Annotated in this window: 16 protein-coding genes and 1 riboswitch; of the genes, 9 read left to right on the top strand and 7 right to left on the bottom strand. The window is 62.7% G+C overall.

Annotated features, from left to right (window positions below):
- Position 1: 1 nt before the first annotated feature.
- A complete protein-coding gene (locus EB230_RS23820; RefSeq protein ID WP_056565482.1) occupies positions 2 to 835 on the bottom strand; it encodes an AraC family transcriptional regulator in 834 nt (277 codons plus the stop codon).
- Positions 836 to 1,093: 258 nt separating this feature from the next.
- A riboswitch (cobalamin riboswitch) is annotated at positions 1,094 to 1,299 on the top strand.
- Positions 1,300 to 1,388: 89 nt separating this feature from the next.
- Between EB230_RS23820 and EB230_RS23815 the strand changes: the two genes are divergently transcribed.
- The 8 genes from EB230_RS23815 to EB230_RS23780 all read left to right on the top strand — a co-directional run bounded on the left by EB230_RS23815 (position 1,389) and on the right by EB230_RS23780 (position 9,370).
- Positions 1,389 to 1,802 (top strand): DUF1636 family protein, encoded by a 414-nt coding sequence (locus tag EB230_RS23815; RefSeq protein WP_056562952.1) that lies wholly within the window; start codon positions 1,389 to 1,391, stop codon positions 1,800 to 1,802.
- A complete protein-coding gene (locus tag EB230_RS23810) occupies positions 1,783 to 2,571 on the top strand; it encodes an ABC transporter ATP-binding protein (protein WP_056562950.1) in 789 nt (262 codons plus the stop codon). The genes EB230_RS23815 and EB230_RS23810 overlap by 20 nt, the downstream gene beginning before the upstream one ends.
- Positions 2,572 to 2,616: 45 nt before the next feature.
- The gene (locus tag EB230_RS23805) at positions 2,617 to 3,555 is read left to right on the top strand and encodes an ABC transporter substrate-binding protein (RefSeq protein ID WP_172374057.1); all 939 of its coding nucleotides are present in this window, start codon (positions 2,617 to 2,619) and stop codon (positions 3,553 to 3,555) included.
- Entirely contained in the window at positions 3,555 to 4,604 is a 1,050-nt protein-coding gene (locus EB230_RS23800) for an iron ABC transporter permease (RefSeq protein ID WP_056562944.1), read from the top strand. Before EB230_RS23805 ends, EB230_RS23800 begins: the two co-directional genes overlap by 1 nt.
- A 148-nt stretch (positions 4,605 to 4,752) precedes the next feature.
- Positions 4,753 to 5,232 (top strand): MarR family transcriptional regulator, encoded by a 480-nt coding sequence (locus tag EB230_RS23795; RefSeq protein ID WP_056562941.1) that lies wholly within the window; start codon positions 4,753 to 4,755, stop codon positions 5,230 to 5,232.
- On the top strand, positions 5,229 to 6,410 hold the full coding sequence (locus EB230_RS23790) for an HlyD family secretion protein (protein ID WP_056562938.1): 1,182 nt from the start codon (positions 5,229 to 5,231) through the stop codon (positions 6,408 to 6,410). The genes EB230_RS23795 and EB230_RS23790 overlap by 4 nt, the downstream gene beginning before the upstream one ends.
- 306 nt (positions 6,411 to 6,716) lie before the next feature.
- Positions 6,717 to 8,252: a DHA2 family efflux MFS transporter permease subunit gene (locus tag EB230_RS23785; protein ID WP_056562935.1), complete on the top strand. Its 1,536-nt coding sequence runs from the start codon at positions 6,717 to 6,719 to the stop codon at positions 8,250 to 8,252.
- A 134-nt stretch (positions 8,253 to 8,386) separates the two neighbouring features.
- Positions 8,387 to 9,370: a 2OG-Fe(II) oxygenase family protein gene (locus tag EB230_RS23780; RefSeq protein ID WP_056562932.1), complete on the top strand. Its 984-nt coding sequence runs from the start codon at positions 8,387 to 8,389 to the stop codon at positions 9,368 to 9,370.
- A 6-nt stretch (positions 9,371 to 9,376) separates the two neighbouring features.
- Here the strand turns inward: EB230_RS23780 and EB230_RS23775 are convergent, their stop codons facing one another.
- From EB230_RS23775 to EB230_RS23760, 4 genes are all read right to left on the bottom strand, one after another.
- Positions 9,377 to 9,889, bottom strand: a complete 513-nt coding sequence (locus tag EB230_RS23775; RefSeq protein WP_056562930.1) for a CAP domain-containing protein — start codon at positions 9,887 to 9,889, stop codon at positions 9,377 to 9,379.
- A 430-nt stretch (positions 9,890 to 10,319) separates the two neighbouring features.
- Positions 10,320 to 11,603 (bottom strand): divalent metal cation transporter, encoded by a 1,284-nt coding sequence (locus EB230_RS23770; RefSeq protein ID WP_056562927.1) that lies wholly within the window; start codon positions 11,601 to 11,603, stop codon positions 10,320 to 10,322.
- A 17-nt stretch (positions 11,604 to 11,620) separates the two neighbouring features.
- A complete protein-coding gene (locus EB230_RS23765; protein WP_162258863.1) occupies positions 11,621 to 11,797 on the bottom strand; it encodes a hypothetical protein in 177 nt (58 codons plus the stop codon).
- A 178-nt stretch (positions 11,798 to 11,975) separates the two neighbouring features.
- The gene (locus tag EB230_RS23760; RefSeq protein ID WP_056562925.1) at positions 11,976 to 13,199 is read right to left on the bottom strand and encodes a TadE/TadG family type IV pilus assembly protein; all 1,224 of its coding nucleotides are present in this window, start codon (positions 13,197 to 13,199) and stop codon (positions 11,976 to 11,978) included.
- Between the two features lie 294 nt (positions 13,200 to 13,493).
- Between EB230_RS23760 and EB230_RS23755 the strand changes: the two genes are divergently transcribed.
- Positions 13,494 to 14,318: a DUF2189 domain-containing protein gene (locus EB230_RS23755; protein ID WP_056565478.1), complete on the top strand. Its 825-nt coding sequence runs from the start codon at positions 13,494 to 13,496 to the stop codon at positions 14,316 to 14,318.
- Positions 14,319 to 14,365: 47 nt separating this feature from the next.
- On the opposite strand, the gene EB230_RS23750 is transcribed toward EB230_RS23755, so the two are convergent.
- A complete protein-coding gene (locus EB230_RS23750; RefSeq protein ID WP_056562922.1) occupies positions 14,366 to 14,998 on the bottom strand; it encodes a LysE family translocator in 633 nt (210 codons plus the stop codon).
- Positions 14,999 to 15,137: 139 nt separating this feature from the next.
- A complete protein-coding gene (locus tag EB230_RS23745; protein ID WP_172374056.1) occupies positions 15,138 to 17,123 on the bottom strand; it encodes a TadE/TadG family type IV pilus assembly protein in 1,986 nt (661 codons plus the stop codon).
- Between the last annotated feature and the right edge of the window lie 183 nt (positions 17,124 to 17,306).

The following is a 17,306-nucleotide window of genomic DNA, read 5'->3' as shown; positions in this document are numbered from 1 at the left end:
GCTAAGCCTTGACGGGTATCCAGATCTCCAGTCCGCCATTGCCGCTGCGCGGATCGAACTCCGGGCCATAGCGTTCGAATTCGGGGGCGTCCGCTATCTCGTGCCCGGAGGCCGGCAGCCATTTGTTCCAGATCGTGTTGACGGTCCGGCGGATAGTCGAGATGTGTTCGCGATGCGAAAACACCGCGTATTTCTGGGCGGGTATGCGCACGCGGCTGAGTTCCCTTGGAAGGTCGGAAAAATCGGAGACCTCGACACCGGCGACGTAGTCGAAATTGCCGGCATCGTCGCCGTTGGCGCAGACACCATAGGCGACGTCGCCGGTCTCGCCAGGAATGTTGCCGATATAGGGGCCGAAGCGTTGCCACTGCATCGGAATGGCGGCGCTGGTTTCACAGTTGTAGCGTTCGCCGAGCCCAGCGATCAGCAACGGCCGGCTGGTCTCGAAGCGCGGTGGTTCGAGGGCGGAAAGAAAGGATTGGTCCATCAGGATCGGCTCCACGAGGTCGAGGGTGTTGGTCGAGCCTTGCGCGCGCACCATCTCCGGCGTGGTGCCGAACTGGTCGCGGAAGGCGCGGGTGAAAGCCTCATGCGAGCTGTAGCCGGCATCGAGCGCCACCGATAGGATGTCGGGCGCTCCGCCGGCCAGCCGGCGCGCCGCCTCGGTCAGCCTGCGCGCGCGCATGTAGCCCATGACCGAGCGGCCGGTGGCGGCGCCGAAGGCGCGCGTCACATGAAAGCGCGACACGCCGCTGCTTTGGGCGACATCGTCGAGCGAGATCGCCTCCGGCAGATGGCTCTCGACGAACCATAGCGCTTTCTCGGTCGGGTTCATGGCTCCTCGCATTGAGGGGATCATCTTGCCACCTTCGCGCGCGGCAGTTTGATCGGAATTGCGCTCGCCGCGCAATCCGGACGGCAACGCTCCGCAGCCAACAGCATCTGGCTCGCCGGCTTCTTCCGGCAGCAAGCTCTCACTTGACGCCGCCGCGCGCTATCGTCTAAGACGTAATGTAATTACATAACATATTCGAGCGCCGCGGCGGGATCGACAATGCACCGAGAAATCCGTTGCGAAGCAATTGGGGGAAAACTACGATCGAGTGGTGATGGTCCCCGAGTCGAAAGGCGAGGGGTGAAAAGGGAACACGGTGAGACCCAAGAGGTCGAAGCCGTGGCTGCCCCCGCAACTGTAAGCGGTGAGCAAGATCCGAAATGCCACTGGCCGGCAAGGCTGGGAAGGCAGGATTGCGCAAGGACCCGCGAGCCAGGAGACCTGCCATCACCAAGTTGACCGGACGGGGTGTGCCGGGAGGAAACGTGGACGTCGGTCTTGTCGGCCGGCTCGCCAACATCCTTCCGTCGCCAGTTTTGGAAAGTGACGGAAGTTGGACGGCGCCATCGATCACCGCATCATCGTGTGCACGCTTTGCCGTGATGTTCCGACCGGCATCAGGTCGGGCGAAAGCCTATGCGCCGATTTGCGCTCCCGGCTCTCGGCCCACGATGAACCCGCCGTGGCGCATGGCTTCACGATCGAAGGCGTCGAATGCATGGCGGGCTGCGCACGGCCGTTGACGGTAGCCTTCCAGGCTCCGGGCAAGGCCACCTATCTTTTCGGCTCCGTCGATGCCGAGGCCGATGTTGGCGATCTTGTGCGATTTGCCAGGCTTTACGCCTCGCTTGCCGACGGCTGGTGCAATTCCGGACAACGTCCGCCGCGACTGGCCGGCAAGACGCTGGCTCGCATCCCGGCGCCGGGCAAGCTGGGGGGGATAGTCGATGACAATGCCACTTCTTGAAGCGCGCGACCTGGGTGCCGTGGCGAATGGCCGGAATCTGGTCCATGCGGTCAGCCTCTCCATCGCCACCGGCGATCGTCTCGCCATCATCGGCCCCAATGGCGCCGGCAAGACGACGCTGCTGCGCATGCTGTCGGGCATGCTCAGGCCAAGTTCGGGCGAGGTGAAGCTTGGCGGGCGACGCCTGGACAGAATCTCGACAGCCGAGCGGGCCCTGCACATGGCCGTCGTCGGCCAGACCGACCAGCCGGATCCGCGGCTGGCGGTGATCGACTATGTCGAACTCGGCCGCGTTCCGCATGCCGGCCTGAGGCGCAGGAGCGAGGAGCGCGACATCGTCGTCGATGCCTTGCGCCGGACTGGGCTTCTACCGCTGCTTGGCCGCACGATCGGCTCGCTGTCCGGCGGGGAGCGCCAACGCGCCCAGCTGGCGCGCGCCATCGCGCAGGAACCGAAGGTGTTGTTCCTCGACGAGCCGACCAACCATCTCGACCCGCGTGCTCGCGGCGAGCTTCTCGAACTCGTCGCCGGCTTCGGCATGACGGTGATCGCGGTGCTTCACGACCTGGCCCTGGTGGCGCCTTTCGCCACCAGGGTCGCGGTGATGAACGAAGCCCGGCTGCACGCGTTGGCCGCACCGCGCGAAGCGCTGACGCAACAGCTGATCCGCGAGATTTTCGGTGTCGACGTGTTTCGCCTGCGCCATCCCACCGAGGACCGCGAACTGACCGTGTTCGATGTTCCGAACCGCGCCGCGCCGCCATCCTGAACGAACCCATCCCCATCGGCACTGTTCAACCAAGGAGCAAAATCCGTGAAACGTCTCGCCTTGTCGCTCGTCTTTTCTTTGCTGGCCTCTACCGCCTTCGCTTTCCCCGTCACCGTCGACAGTTGCGGCAAGCCGTTGACCTTCGACGCGCCGCCCAAGCGCGCCGTCATCCACGACCTCAACATGGCCGAGATGGCCTTCGCGCTGAAGCTGCAGCCGTCGATCGTCGGCCTGACCGGCATCACCGGATGGTACAAGGTCGGCCCCGAATTCAAGGCCGAGCAGGGCTCCATCCCGGAACTCGCGCCCAAATACCCGACGCTCGAAAACCTGGTCGCCGTCGAGCCCGATTTCTTCTTCGCCGGCTGGTACTATGGCATGAAGCCGGGTGGCGACGTGACGCCCGACACGCTCGCCCCGCACGGCATCAAGACACTGGTGCTGACCGAAAGCTGTGTCCATCTCGACAAGAACCGCCCGGCGGCTTCCATGGACCTGCTCTATGGCGATGTTGAAAAGCTGGGCAAGATCTTTGGCAAGGAGACAGAGGCGCAGAAGCTTGTTGCCGGCTGGAAGGCGCAACTCACCGCGAAGGTCGGCAGCGCCAAGGGAACCCGCGTGTTCCTCTATGATTCCGGCGATGACAAGCCGTTCACCGCCGGAAAATTCGCCATTCCCAGCGCCATGATCACGGCCGCCGGCGGCGACAACATCATGGCCGACATGGACACCAGCTGGGGCAATACGGACTGGGAAACGGTGGCCTCGCGCAACCCGCAATTCCTCATCCTGCTCGATTACCAGGATGGCGGCGGCTACAGGAAACTGCTCGATTTCTTGAAGGCCCATCCGGCAATGAGGGAGACGGACGCGGTCAAGAACGAGCGTTTCGTGGCGCTGCGCTATGCCGAACTGACGCCCGGACCTGCAAACATCGAGGCGATCGCCAAGATCGCCAAGGCGATGCATCCGGAAGCGTTCTGATGCTTCTTGCCCCCGGGCATAAATCCGGCGCGCTTTCCGGGCACAAGGGATTCGCGTTGGCGATGGTGGCGGGCATGGTGGCGGTCGTCGCCCTCGTGCTGCTGTCGATCGCCTATGGTTCGACGCTGATCCCGCTGAGCGACGTCATCGGCTCGCTTGGCCATGCGGTCGGGCTGCATGAACACCAGGTGTCGGGCCCGGTCGGCAAGATCGTCGTCGATCTCAGGCTGCCGCGCACGATCCTGGCGATCTGTGTCGGTGCCGGCCTCGGCATGACAGGTGCGTTGCTGCAGACGGTGACCCGCAACGATCTCGCCGACCCGTTCCTGTTCGGCCTGTCGTCGGGAGCCGCCGCCGGCGCTGTTTCCGTCATCACCGTCTTCGGCGACAGTTTTGGCATCTCGACCTTGCCCATCGCGGCCTTCACCGGCGGCATACTGGCCGCCTGCATCGTCCTGCTGCTGGTCGCACGGGTAAGGGGACAGGGGCCGGAGCGGCTGATCCTCGCCGGCCTTGCCGTCTCCTTCCTGTTCACGGCATTGACCAATTATCTGGTCTTTGCCGGAGACCAGCGCGCGGCCCATTCGGTGCTGTTCTGGACGATGGGCGGGCTGGGGCTGGCGCGCTGGGACAATGTCTGGCTGGGCGCCTTGGGAGCCGGCACGATCGCGGCCTACGGGCTGTGGAACCACCGCAGGCTGGATGCCTTCCTGGCCGGTGAAAGTGCCGCCGAAAGCCTCGGCGTGCCGGTGGCGCGCATGCGCAGGGCGACGTTTCTCGTCGCGGCCTTCTCGACCGCAATTCTCGTCTCGGTCGCCGGCGTCATCGGCTTTGTCGGATTGATGATCCCGCATCTTTCGCGGCCGCTGGCCGGTCCCTTGCATCTGCGCCTGATCGCCAGCTGTGCATTGTTCGGGGCGGTGCTCTTGCTGGCAAGCGATCTTCTGGCACGGACGCTGCTTCCGCCGCAGGAACTGCCGATCGGCATCATAACCAGTTCGCTCGGTGCCTTCTTCGTCGTCACGCTGGTCGTCCGAAACCGCCTGTGAAGAAGGCCGATTCCCGCCTGACCGGCTGTCTCCAGCGGTTCACGGATTGACATCCTCGGTCGCGTTGCAAGACCGCCACGCATATTTGCCGGCTTTCACCGCCACGTGACATCTTGAATAGTAAGCACGCTTATTATATCTATCGCTCATGGTTTCTGATGGCATAGACAGACTGGGCTTTTTGATCCACGACGTGCAACGTCTGCTGCGCAAGCGCTTCGAGACGCGCGCCAGCGGGCTTGGCCTTTCGTCGGCGCAATGGCGCCTCATGGTGCGTGTCGCCAAGGAGGCAGGCGTTACCCAGGCGCGGCTCGCGGAACTGCTCGAAATCGAGCCGATCAGCGTTTCGCGCCTCGTCGACCGGATGGAGGAGGGCGGCTGGATCGAACGCCGCGCCGACGCCGCCGACCGCCGCGTGCGCATGATTTTCCCGACAGCCAAGGCGAGCGCTGCCTATGCCGAGGTCAAGAGTCTCGCCGGCAAAGTTTATGAGGAATCGCTTGTCGGCGTTTCGCCCGAGGACCGCCGCGTCCTGATCAGGGCGCTCGATGTAATCGTGCAGAATCTGGCGGACGGCGAGGCTTCGTCGCTTGAAAAGATCAAGAGTGCGGAAGGCGCAGCAGCATGAATGCGGTAGCCAAGGTCGACGAAAACGCCCCCAAGGTTGAGATGGAAGCTCCGGCCCAGCCGGTTGCCGCCCCTGTGGCGGTCGCCCCGCCTGTAGCGCCGGTCCCGGCGGCACCGAAGAAGAAGCGCCGCATGGGCCGCTTTCTCCTGATGTTCGCCCTGCCGGCCGCGCTGATCATCGGCGGCGGCTATGTCTGGGTGACGGGTGGGCGCTATCAGGAGACGGAGAACGCCAATCTGCAGCAGGCCAAGGTGTCGATTGCCTCGGACACGGCCGGCCGCATCGTGCAGGTCGCCATATCGGACCATCAGATGGTCAAGCGGGGGGATCTCCTGTTCGCCATCGACCCCGAGCCTTACCGGATCGCGCTCGCCCAGGCCGACGCCGCGGTTGCCGCGGCACGCCTCAATGTCGAGCAACTGCGCGCCGCCTACAGCCAGTCGATGGCGCAGGAGAAGTCCGCCAGCAGCGAGGTCGACTACGCCCAGTCGCAATATGACCGCGCCGCCGATCTCGCGCAGAAGGGCATCAACGCCAAGTCGTCGCTGGACCAGGCCCGCAACGACCTCGACAAGGCAAAGCAGCAGGTCGCCGTCGCCCAGCAAGGCATCGTCAGCGCCAAGGCCGCACTTGGCGGCAATCCCGATATCGAAACCGACAAGCATCCAACCGTGATGTCGGCTCTCGCCGCGCGTGACAAGGCCGCCTACGACCTGGCCCAGACCACGGTCAAGGCGCCCGCCGATGGCGTCATCTCGCAGGCCTCGTCGTTCAAGGTCGGCCAGTTTGTCGGCTCCGGCACACCGCTGTTTTCGCTGGTCGAAACCGGCGACTCCTGGATCGATGCCAATTTCAAGGAAACCCAGCTCACCAACATGAAGCCGGGCCAGAAGGCCGAGATCGTGATCGATACCTATCCGGGCAAGACCTTCGAGGCGACGGTCAAGGCGATCGGTGCGGGAACGGGTGCTGAATTCTCGCTGCTGCCCGCGCAGAACGCCACCGGCAACTGGGTCAAGGTCACGCAGCGCATCCCGGTGCGCCTGGAGCTTACCGATCCCGACGCCAAGATGATGCTGCGGACGGGCATGAGCGCCTCTGTCACCGTCGATACCGGCGTAGCCCGCGGTTTCCCCGCCATATTCGGTCACGCCAAGGCTGGCGAGGCCGCGCAATAAATGAGCGGAAGCCCGCCAGGACGAGGCGGGCGGACGTGGATAACAGGATTGGTCTGATGGGAGGAGTGGGAAGCGTCAGCGCCTGGTTCGAGCCGCGTTGCGGCTTGGCCGAAACTGAAATCTTCGACACGGACCCGTCGGTCCTCATGTTTCCGGGCGGCAGGCATCCGCTCATCAGAGATTCTCGGTCGATGTAACCCCCACATCGACAATCGCGTCCCACCGCGATGAGGCTCTCTCAACGGAAGGCTTTGCCGCCCGGAAACCCCATGTACACGTTTTTGTTACCGGCTGGAAGTTCCGCGGATGAGCACGCCCGAATCCTTCAAAGAAGTGCCGCATCGCGGCCTGATCACGGTCGCGCTCATGCTGGCGACGATCATGCAGGCACTCGACACCACGATTGCCAACGTCGCGCTGCCGACCATGACCGGCGACCTCGGCGCCTCTCCGGACAACATCAACTGGGTGCTGACCTCCTACATCGTGGCCGCCGCCATCATGACGCCGGTCACCGGCTGGCTCTCCGACCGCTTCGGCCGCAAGGAGCTGTTCCTGACGGCCGTGGTCGGCTTCACCATCTTCTCCATGCTGTGCGGCCTGGCATGGAGCCTTGAAACCATCGTGCTGTTCCGGCTGATGCAAGGCGTCTTCGGCGCCGCCATCGTGCCGCTGTCGCAGACCTTCCTGCTCGACATTAACCCCAGGGAGCGCCACGGCCAGGCCATGGCCATCTGGGGTGCCGGCATCATGCTGGGGCCGATTCTGGGCCCGACGCTGGGCGGCTGGCTGACCGAGAATTTCAACTGGCGCTGGGTGTTCTTCATCAACCTGCCGGTCGGCATCGTCGCCTTCCTTGGCATGGCCGTCTATCTGCCAGCCGTTGCCCGGCGGGTGCGCAGCTTCGATTTCTTCGGCTTTGCCATGATATCGCTCGGCGTCGGCGCGCTGCAGCTGATGCTCGATCGCGGCGGTGAGGTCGACTGGTTTTCCTCGGTCGAGATATGGATCGAACTCGGCCTGGCCATCACGGGCTTCTGGGTGTTCATCATCCACACCATGACGGCGGAACATCCCTTTATCGACCCCAAGATCTTCCTCGACCGCAATTTCGTGACCGGCCTGGCGTTCATCTTCGTCATGGGTGTGCTCATCCTCGCCTCGATGGCGCTGCTGCCGCCGATGCTGTCGACCATCTTCGGCTATCCGACCATCACCATCGGCATCGTCATCGGTCCGCGCGGTGTCGGCACGATGATCTCGATGCTCGTCGTGGGGCGCATCATGGGAAAGATCGATGCCAGAATTCTCGTCGTCATCGGTTTTCTCCTGACCGCGCAGTCGCTCTACACCATGGCCAGTTTCACGCCGCAGATGGACAACTGGTTGATCATCACCTCCGGGGTGATCCAGGGCCTGGGCATGGGAATGGTGTTCGTGCCGCTGTCGACGGTTACATTCGCCACGCTCGACGTACGCTACCGCACCGACGCGACCGCGTTGTTCAGCCTGGTGCGCAATCTTGGCTCGTCGATCGGCGTGTCTGTCGTGACGGTGCTGCTGGTGCGCAACACGCAGATCAACCACGCCGAGCTTTCTGCCTTCATCAACCCGTTCAATCCCAATCTCTGGGCGGTCTCGCCCGCGGCCGCCGGCGGCGATCCGACAGCGCTGTCGGAGGTCGATCGCATGGTCAATATCCAGGCGATGATGATCTCCTACGTCAACGACTTCAAAATACTGATGATGATGACGCTGCTCGCCATCCCGTTCGTCTTCCTGCTGCGCAAGCCGAAAGCCGGCCCGGCTGGTGGCGGCGCGCCCGCCGCGCATATGGACTAGGCCCCGCGGCAGGCAAAGTGGCAGGCATGTGCCTGCCACCGATATGGACTAGGATTGCCGCGTCGGTTGGTGCTAGCTCATTGCGCAAGCGGCCTGCATCGTTTGGCCGTTGACCCCAGCGGGACGCAAGAACGATGCAGCACCAGACATTTCCGGTATTCGATCTCGGGCGGTTCGAAAACGCCGGCGCCGAGGAGAAGCAGGCCCTCGGGGCCGAGGTCGACCGCATCTGCCGCGACACCGGGTTCTTGGCCGTGACCAACCACGGCATACCACAGGCGGTGATCGACGCGGCATGGTTGAAGGCGCGGGCCTTTTTCGATCTGGCGCCGGAGCAAAAGCAGCGCTCGAAGGCGCCCTACAAGGGCTATCCCTATGGTTATCTTGGCCCTGAACTCGAAGCATTGGCCAAATCCCGCAACGTCGACACGCCGCCCGACCTCAAGGAGAGTTTCAACGGCGGCCCCCTCGGCGTGCCGCAAGGCATGTCCGATCCCGAGGCGCTCGCCTTCTGCTATGCCGAAACGATCTGGCCCGCGGAACCTGAGGGGTTCGTCGCCGCCTGGAAAGCCTATTATGCTGCGCTCGAGGATCTGGCGTTGCGCATCATGCGTGTCTTCGCCACCGCGCTTGGTCTGCCCGAAAATCATTTCGACAGCTATCTCGATGCGCCGATCAGCGCGCTTCGGGCGCTCAACTATCCCGAACAGCATGTCGCGCCGAAACCCGGCCAGATCCGCGCCGGCGCTCACACCGACTACGGCAGCCTGACCATCCTTCTGCCGCAGGCCGGATCACGCGGCCTTCAGATCATCACGCCGGATGGAGAATGGACCGAGGTGCCGCCGATCCCGGGGGCCTTCGTCATCAATATCGGCGACCTGATGGCGCGCTGGACCAACGACCGCTGGGTCTCCACCGTGCATCGTGTGGTCAATCCGCCGGCGCAACAGGGTGGCAAGGACCGGCGCCAGTCCATGGCCTTCTTCCACCAGCCGAACTGGGACGCGGAGATCAACGTGCTGCACGCCTGCCTCGCCGACGGCGAAGCGCCGAAATACGAGCCTGTGCGCTCCGGCCCCTATCTGATGGGAAAATTCAAGGCGACGACCAAATAGGCCGTTCTATTTTCCGAGCACGAGAGCCCAGTACCGCAGGCTGGAGTCGCGGCCGTCGCGCACATAGGCGAGGCCGAAGCGGGTGAAGCGCGGGTCAAGCATGTTACGGCGATGGCCGGGCGAGTGCGCCCAGATGTCGAACAGCTTCTCCTGGTCGAAGCGGCCCTCGGCGATGTTTTCGGCGGCGGCACCGGCAATGCCATTGTCCTTGACGCGCGAGGCAAAATCCTTGCCCCAGCCCGTGGTGTGGCTCATGCGCTCCCGCGATGCCATGTAGCCGGCCTGCTGAAGCGCCGCCTGTTCGAGCTGGGTGTCGGGAACGAGCGGCCCCAGTCCCGCCGTGGCGCGCAGGCTCGCCAGCGTGCCCGTCGCGGAGGAGGAAACCCCGGCGCCTTGCCCGGTCGGCAGCGAGACGGTGCCGCAGGCGGCGGGCCCGACCAAGGCCGCGAGGCCGGCTGCCTTGAGCCATGTGCGCCTGTTCAGGCCTTTTTGACGGATTTCGACTTTCTCAGCTGTCATGCCCGTCTGACATAGCCGCGATCATGGCTTTTGCCGGGCGGGGCTGACAAAATCACGCGATACGGGCAGAAGACCGTCGATGCCGCCATCCAGGTTCGGGCGGGCTCGGTGGGGGAACTACCTTCAGTATGACCGAGCCGGAGGACCATCATACATGAGCAGATGGCTCGAACTATTTGTTGAACACGCGCGGTCGATTGTCATGGACTAAAGGATAGTTGGGCTACCTGCGCATGCGCGAGGAGCCAATCTGCATGTCGTTCCAAATACTTGGCCGCTGTGAAAAACAATGCAGATTGCCGTGCGCTGATCAATTTCCAGCGGCTGAGCAGTTGCATCAAGCGGAGCGCCCCAACGGCCAAATGCAGAAGAAGCCAGACCGCGCCGAAAGTCAGCCATGATGTGAATTTGGCTCGGGCCTGACTGTCGGTCACAGTACGAAAAAGGCAATCGAGGCCAGAGCCATCACCGCCGTGGCAAGCACTCCGCCGAAAGTCATCCAGCGCGGCAGCGTAAGCCGGCCCATGATCCGTGGGTTCATCGCGATCATCATCATGATTGCCATCAGCGGGGCAGCCAGTATTCCATTGACGACAGCGCTCCAATAGAGTGCCCTGATGGGGTCCAGTCCGACGAAAGTCAGGGTCACCCCGCCCAGCGTCGCCACCGCGATCGTGCCGTAGAAGGCCTTGGCGTCCTGCGGGCGTTGGTCCAGTCCCTCCGGCCACTGAAACATCTCCGCGATGGCATACGCGGCGGAGCCGGCCAGGACGGGCACAGCAAGCATACCTGTGCCGATGATGCCGACCGCAAAGACCACGAATGCAAAGTCACCGGCAACGGGTCGGAGTGCCTCTGCCGCTTGCGACGAGGTTTGAATCTGGGTGACACCGTTGGCATGCAGGGTCGCCGCCGTGGCTATGATGATAAAGACGGCGACAAGGTTGGAGAATCCCATTCCGAACAAGGTGTCGCTCTTGATGCGCGCAAGCTGGTGCGCGGCGCTGCGGGAGTGAGCGCCGAGCCGTAGCCTATGCTGTCGATGCTGCTCCTCGACTTCCTCGCCGGCCTGCCAGAAAAACAGATAGGGGCTGATCGTCGTGCCGAGAACCGCTACCAGCGCCATAGCATGATCGCCGTCGAAGACGATTTGCGGAACCAGCGCACCATAGAGCGCTGTTCCCCAGGGCACATGCACCGACAGAACTACCGCGACATAGGCAAGCAGGGACAGAGTCAGCCATTTGAGCACCGTGACATAGCGGCGGTAGCTCACGAAGACTTGCAACAGGATGCAGATCAGAGCGAAAAGGATCGCATAGAGGTGATGCGGCCCCCCGACCAGCAATTCGAGCGCCGCTCCCATAGCCCCGAGGTCGGCGCCTATGTTGATAACGTTGGCGACGAGGAGTAGCAGCACCGCAAAACGCAACAGCCAAGGCGAATAATGCCGACGCAGGTTGCGCGCGATACCTTGGCCTGTCACCGCACCGATCCCGGCACTGATCCCTTGGGTTACGGCCATGAGCGGATAGCTGAACAGCATGATCCAGGCGAGCGAGTAACCGAATTGTGCCCCCACCTGACTATAGGTAGCGATACCGCTTGGATCATCGTCGGCCGCGCCGGTGATCAGGCCTGGGCCCAAGGTTCCCAAAAAGTTAAAACGTTTGCGAAGCGTTGACGTGCCCGGCGCTGACTCCGGTAATTCCATCGAATGATCCCCTCCCGCTAGGAATGGACTAGCAAGGCCAGGCAGGTCTTTAACACATTCCCACAGGGCTGATGCAGGCGGCGGTCACCGCGTTCCGCTATTTTCTGATCGCCGCCGGTCTCTCTCGGTCTCTCTTTCAGCGTCGTCGGATTGACCCGCAGGGTCAAAACGCTCATCGAGTTGGCTGCGTCCATTTTGCTCTGCTTGCCGCGCGTCTCCCCAACGAATATGTCGCCGACAGCGTTGAAATCCTCAAGACTGATGCGCCTCAGTTTTCACAGCCGACCTATCGATCGAGACGAGTGAGCGGCCCGACGCCCTCACTACCGCAGGTGCCGCCGAGACGTCGGGTTAAGCGTTGGGGGACGTCTCTCATTTCACGAGAGTGATCATCCGGCTGGCATACATCTCGCGATTTCCAAACACGGCCGTGCAGTCGGTTTTGATGGATGAGTTTCCGGTCATCTGCACGGTCAAGCCAACAATCCTCAGACAGTCCCCCTGACCGCTCATGTCTGAGTTGCCGGCAAAGGAAATGGCGGCGTCAGGCGCATAGACGAACCCGCTGATCACGGAATTTGCGCCGCCATTCAGCGTCAAGGCCGATGTGTTGCCGCGGTTCTCGAAAATGGTGATGCCGGCGTAGGGACCGCTGGTGGGTGGGGATAGATTCACCTGTTCATTGGCATTTATGTAGATCTGTGAGCCTTCCATGAGAAATATGGTCACGCCCTGACCGGTCAGGCTGCCGTTGCCGCCCGGTTTTATGGTGACGCCACGCATGATGTAGACGCCCGGATTGAGCGTGATGTTTCCCGACAACGTCTTGTCGCAATAGGTTCCGGGCGACAGCGTATAGGTTTTCCCGTTCGGAACCGGCAGGCACAATGTGTAAGGCGGAGCGACGACGTTCGCCAGAGGATCGAAAGACGCATATTGATGTTCGAGCGGGGCTCCGCAGGTGAGATTGGCGCTGGGCGGCGACAGCCCGTAAGTGCCGCCGACAGTCGAGACGCAGCCCGCCGAAACCTGTGCGGAACCGCCTCTGCTGACGGCATTGGACGCGTCGGAGTTCGCCGCGATCACGCAACTGGTCATAGAGACATTGGTCGAGCCTTGCAGGCTTACGGCCGCCGACGCATGCGGATCGAGCGCCAGCACACAGGCCTGCGCACCAGGGTCCATCTTGACCATGGCCGAGCGGTAAGCCGGCCAGGGGGCCGCGCCATTGATGAAGCTCGGACGGTTGATGCTGGACGATAGCGAGATGTAGTAGGCGCTCGGGCCGCCGCTGGCGGTTGCCGAAAAAGCGGAGACGCTGTCCGCATATTCCTGCTGGTCGGCGACGCTCATATTGGCCGCAAAGAATGTCAGCCCAAGCCCCTGGACATCACTCGCGGGCATGCTGGCCAGGTATTTTGTGCCGACAGCAAGTCCGGCCGCGTCCAGCGAGCTCTGCAATTGTGAGGCGTCGTCGCTCGTGCCCGTGAGGTCGATCGTGCCAGCCACGACAACCATTATCGGCACCATCGCTATGGCGGTCGCGATGGCAAAGTTGCCACGCCGCGAAGACCAGAAGCCTTTCAATGCCAACATTGCCCCTCGCCCAAACTTGGTAAGCTCAAGTGATACGCCAAGGGTCTCTACGATGAATTTAAGCAATAACTAAAATACGTAAATGCTAAAATTTGATGCAATGGTTGACCAAAGCGAAGGTCTGCCAAAGCACGCCAAATTTGGCGACATGAAGAGATGCGCGCAACGAGGAACGGATCCAGGTCATCGATTGCGCGACAAGCCCTGGCAAATCGGCTATGGTGCGACATCTACTAGTGGCAGCTGCGGGCGGCCATCTCGGCGGTGACCGCCCCGACACACGGGAGGATGGTTATGGCCGGCTTTCATGTCATGGCGGACGCTTACGGGATGCATGTGCAGCCTGCGGTGCGCCGCATCACCGCGGCGGATCTCTGGGACGCGCTCAAGCTCGGCGCCGAGGATTTCTGGGCCAAGCCCTCGCATTATATGTTCCTGTGCCTGATCTACCCGGTCGTCGGCCTGATCCTGACGCAGTGGACGTCGGGCTCCAACGCCATCCAGCTTGTCTATCCATTGATGTCGGGCTTTGCCCTGGTCGGGCCTTTTGCCGCGATCGGGCTTTACGAGATCAGCCGCCGGCGCGAACTCGGCATGAACACGGATTGGCGCCACGCGCTCGATGTGCGCCGCTCCCCGGCGCTGCCGTCGATCGCGGTCATCGGCATCATGTTGTTTGTGCTGCTCCTGTTGTGGCTGTTCACCGCCCAATCGATCTACACCAGCCTGTTCGGCGACCAGCCACCGGCTTCCATCGGCGCTTTTGTCCGCGATGTGCTGACGACCAGCAAGGGCTGGACGTTGATTCTGCTTGGCAACGCGGCCGGTTTTGTCTTTGCGGTGGTGGTGCTGGCGACGACGGTGATCGCCTTTCCGCTGCTGCTCGACCGTGATGTCGGTGCCGTCTCTGCAATCGAGACTTCGGCCCGGGCGGTGATGGCCAACCCGCTGCAGATGGCGCTGTGGGGGCTGCTGGTCGCCGTGCTTCTGGTGATCGGCTCGATCCCGCTGTTCGCCGGGCTGGCCGTGGTCATGCCGATCCTGGGTCACGCTACCTGGCACCTCTACCGCAAGGTGATCGAGCCGGCGCGGGTCCGGCCGATCCGCCGGCCGATGTAGGCTAAGGCGGTGGGAACCGGCTTTGGGAAAGGATCGTGCCGGAGGCCTCAGCGCTGCGCGTCGGTCGCCATCTTCAGCGCCAGTGCCGTCAGCACGCCTCCCATCATCCAGCGTTGGATGACCAGCCACAACGGCCGTCCGGCAAGGAAAGTGGCGATCGAACCGGCCGTCACCGCGATGATGGCATTGACGGTCAGGCTGATGGTGATCTGAGTCGCGCCCAGAACCAGCAACTGCGACAGGACATGGCCTTTGCCGATGCTGATGAATTGCGGCAGCAGCGACAGATAGAGAACGGCCACTTTCGGATTGAGCAGATTGGTCATCAGGCCCATGGCGAACAGCTTGCGCGGCCCGTCTTTCGGCAGGTCGCGCACCTGGAATGGCGAACGTCCGCCAGGTTTCACCGCTTGCCAGGCCAACCACAAGAGATAGAGCACGCCGGCAAAGCGCAACGCATCGTAAGCATAGGGCACGGCGAGCAGCAGTGCGGTGATGCCGAACGCCGCCGAAAGCACATAGAACAGGAAACCGACCGCAACCCCGCCAAGCGAGATCAGTCCGGCCTTCGGCCCTTGCGACAGCGAGCGTGAGATCAGGTAGATCATGTTCGGGCCTGGCGTCAGCACCATGCCGAGGCAGACCAGCGCGAAAGCGAGATGGTTGGCGGTATCGGGCATTGTTTGTCCCCAGGCGTGCCGCGATGGAAGCGGGATCCCGCGGGCGGCCAATATCTGCCTGTCGCGGCGGGCGCCCGCAAGGGCTTGGGCGGCGCAGGCATTGCGCCAGCGCGCGTGATGCCGTTCGACGCGACACGCTCTAGCCGACCACCCGCAGGTTCGACAGTTCGTTGCCGATTTCCTTGAAATCGTTCGACAGGCTGGCGCCGGTCGCATTCCAGAACAGCTTCGCAGGCTTGCTCGGGTTCGCCGGATCCTTGCGGAAGCGCGAGTCCGAGGAGCAGGATTTCAGTGCATCGATCGCCAGCTTGTCGCTGGCCTTGGTCGTCGACAGGTCGAGCGCCACCGTCATCACCATGATGTTGGCCGCCTTGGCGTTGTTGCAAAGCGTTGCCATCTGCTCGTTGAGCGCGTTCGTGTAGTTGCCGTTCGAATAGTCGAGCCGACCGATGGCGCTCGATGTGCCCATGAACAGGCGACCGACCGAGGTGCCGTTGTAGCCGGGGTTGAGATAGCCATAGGACGCATAGGTCGATTTGGAGTTGGCGGGATCGGAATAGCTCAGCGAGGACGGCGTATAGTAGGTGTTGGCGCCGTCGGTCAGGACGATCACCACCTTGTCGTTGCCTTTCTCGGTTTCAGCCCGCCCTTGCGTGAACGGCTCGCCACTCGAAACCACGCGCCAGCCCCACGCCATGCCCTCGGGAACATTGGTGCCGCCATTCGGCTGCATCAGGTCGATGGCGGCCTTGATCGAGGTGAGCCCATCGGTGACGCTGACATCGGTCAGCGGCGTGATTGGATTGGTGGTGCAGCTGTAGTTCGGGCCGTTGCCGGCAGGCAGCGCCGGCGCATTGATCGGCCGCGGCTGGAAATACTTGGCCATGTTGCGCAGCCGCGATTGGCCGGTGCTGCTCGAAGGATCGTCATTCCACCAGCTGTTCACCGCGCCATAAGTCACCGGTGCCGCCTCGTCGGGATCCTGGGTGAGCTTCCAGTGGTTGCCGGGCTCGTCCGGGGCGAACATGGGCACGAACATCGTTGCCGGATCGCCGACGCCTATGCCGGTGTTGGCGGAGCCGCCGGATGCCGGTGTGTCGTTGACATTGTAGGGGTAGGGCCGGGCCTCCACGCAGCCTTGCCAGCTGGCAAACGGCCCGTAGGAGTCGATGTAGTCATATTCGTCGTGGCTGCGCTTGCAGGTGTTGTTCGAATTGTATTCGTCGCAAACCACCCGCTTGCTGTTGACGACGCGCTCGTGGTTGGTGACGACCTTCATGTCCCGGTAGAGCGAAAACCGGGTCAGAATCTGGCCTTCCTCGCTGCCCCAGCCGGTGCCGCGCTTGTACCAGATGCCGTTGGTCTGCTGGGCGTATTTGTTGGCCGCATTCAGCGTCGACCAATCGAAATTCTCGTTCGACACCGGGGACAGGCCCTCTGTGTCCATCCACGATGCATTGCCATTGCCGGGGCCGACATTGACCGAAGCGGCAAAGGGCACGAGACCGAACTGCACCGGCTTGTCGACCTGCTTGATCATGGCCGCCTGCTGGGCCAGCGTGTCGACCAGTTGCTTGGACGCCGTCTTGAGAAGATCGATGCGCTTTTGTCCCGAGCCGGTGCCGAGTGTGGTCATCGACCCGGAATTGTCGAGCACCAGGGCAACTTCCAGCGTGTTCTTCAGCCTCACCTGGGAGGTGACGTTGAAGCTGATCCTTTGGTTCGCATCGATTGCGGATTTACCGACAAGCTGCGCGAAGGCCGGGTAGAAATAGGGCTTGTAGGCAAGCTGCGCCGTCATGGTGAGCAGGCCGCCACCGGCGGTGTTGCTCGGCAAGATGACGTTGAGGGTCGTGCTGGCGGGATCGACATCGTTCAGGTTGGCGTTGAAGAAGTCGAGCGCGTAGGCCTTCAGCTGGTCGTCCGTCGCGCCTTCCGTCAGCCGGCGCGCCGTGGCGAAGTTGGCGGCGTCGAGCGCATTCGTCACCACCTGCTTTTCACGGTTCATTTCCGTGAAGTCGACCGCGATCGCCAGGCCGCCCATCAGCGGTATCATCGCCACGACTGTCACAAGAGCATAGTTGCCGCGCCGGTCGCGGCGGAACTGACGCCAGATTTCATGCATGTCTTGCAGCGGCCCCCGCCGGCGGATTTTCGGTCTGCGCCAGCTTCTCACAAAACGCTGAAAGACGGGTTTGGGAAACCGCTCTATTGCTTGGTTGGCGCTTCACCAACCGCTAACCAATCAAAGGCCACGGCCCTGATGCCGTCCAGAAAAACGCCTGCCGACGCAGGACGTAGGCATATT

This window comes from Mesorhizobium sp. NZP2234 (assembly GCF_013170765.1).
GTDB classification, from domain to species: domain Bacteria; phylum Pseudomonadota; class Alphaproteobacteria; order Rhizobiales; family Rhizobiaceae; genus Mesorhizobium; species Mesorhizobium loti_D.
Note: the sequence above shows the minus strand (reverse complement) of the source record. Positions and strands in the feature narration are given on the sequence as shown.

Bases quoted from the DNA above. Each gene is read 5' to 3' on its own strand.
- EB230_RS23820 (WP_056565482.1), bottom strand. From the start codon at position 835: ATGAACCCGACCGAGAAAGCGCTATGGTTCGTCGAGAGCCATCTGCCG.
- EB230_RS23810 (WP_056562950.1), top strand. From the start codon at position 1,783: ATGACAATGCCACTTCTTGAAGCGCGCGACCTGGGTGCCGTGGCGAAT.
- EB230_RS23800 (WP_056562944.1), top strand. From the start codon at position 3,555: ATGCTTCTTGCCCCCGGGCATAAATCCGGCGCGCTTTCCGGGCACAAG.
- EB230_RS23795 (WP_056562941.1), top strand. From the start codon at position 4,753: ATGGTTTCTGATGGCATAGACAGACTGGGCTTTTTGATCCACGACGTG.
- EB230_RS23790 (WP_056562938.1), top strand. From the start codon at position 5,229: ATGAATGCGGTAGCCAAGGTCGACGAAAACGCCCCCAAGGTTGAGATG.
- EB230_RS23785 (WP_056562935.1), top strand. From the start codon at position 6,717: ATGAGCACGCCCGAATCCTTCAAAGAAGTGCCGCATCGCGGCCTGATC.
- EB230_RS23780 (WP_056562932.1), top strand. From the start codon at position 8,387: ATGCAGCACCAGACATTTCCGGTATTCGATCTCGGGCGGTTCGAAAAC.
- EB230_RS23775 (WP_056562930.1), bottom strand. From the start codon at position 9,889: ATGACAGCTGAGAAAGTCGAAATCCGTCAAAAAGGCCTGAACAGGCGC.
- EB230_RS23770 (WP_056562927.1), bottom strand. From the start codon at position 11,603: ATGGAATTACCGGAGTCAGCGCCGGGCACGTCAACGCTTCGCAAACGT.
- EB230_RS23765 (WP_162258863.1), bottom strand. From the start codon at position 11,797: ATGGACGCAGCCAACTCGATGAGCGTTTTGACCCTGCGGGTCAATCCG.
- EB230_RS23760 (WP_056562925.1), bottom strand. From the start codon at position 13,199: ATGTTGGCATTGAAAGGCTTCTGGTCTTCGCGGCGTGGCAACTTTGCC.
- EB230_RS23755 (WP_056565478.1), top strand. From the start codon at position 13,494: ATGGCCGGCTTTCATGTCATGGCGGACGCTTACGGGATGCATGTGCAG.
- EB230_RS23750 (WP_056562922.1), bottom strand. From the start codon at position 14,998: ATGCCCGATACCGCCAACCATCTCGCTTTCGCGCTGGTCTGCCTCGGC.
- EB230_RS23745 (WP_172374056.1), bottom strand. From the start codon at position 17,123: ATGCATGAAATCTGGCGTCAGTTCCGCCGCGACCGGCGCGGCAACTAT.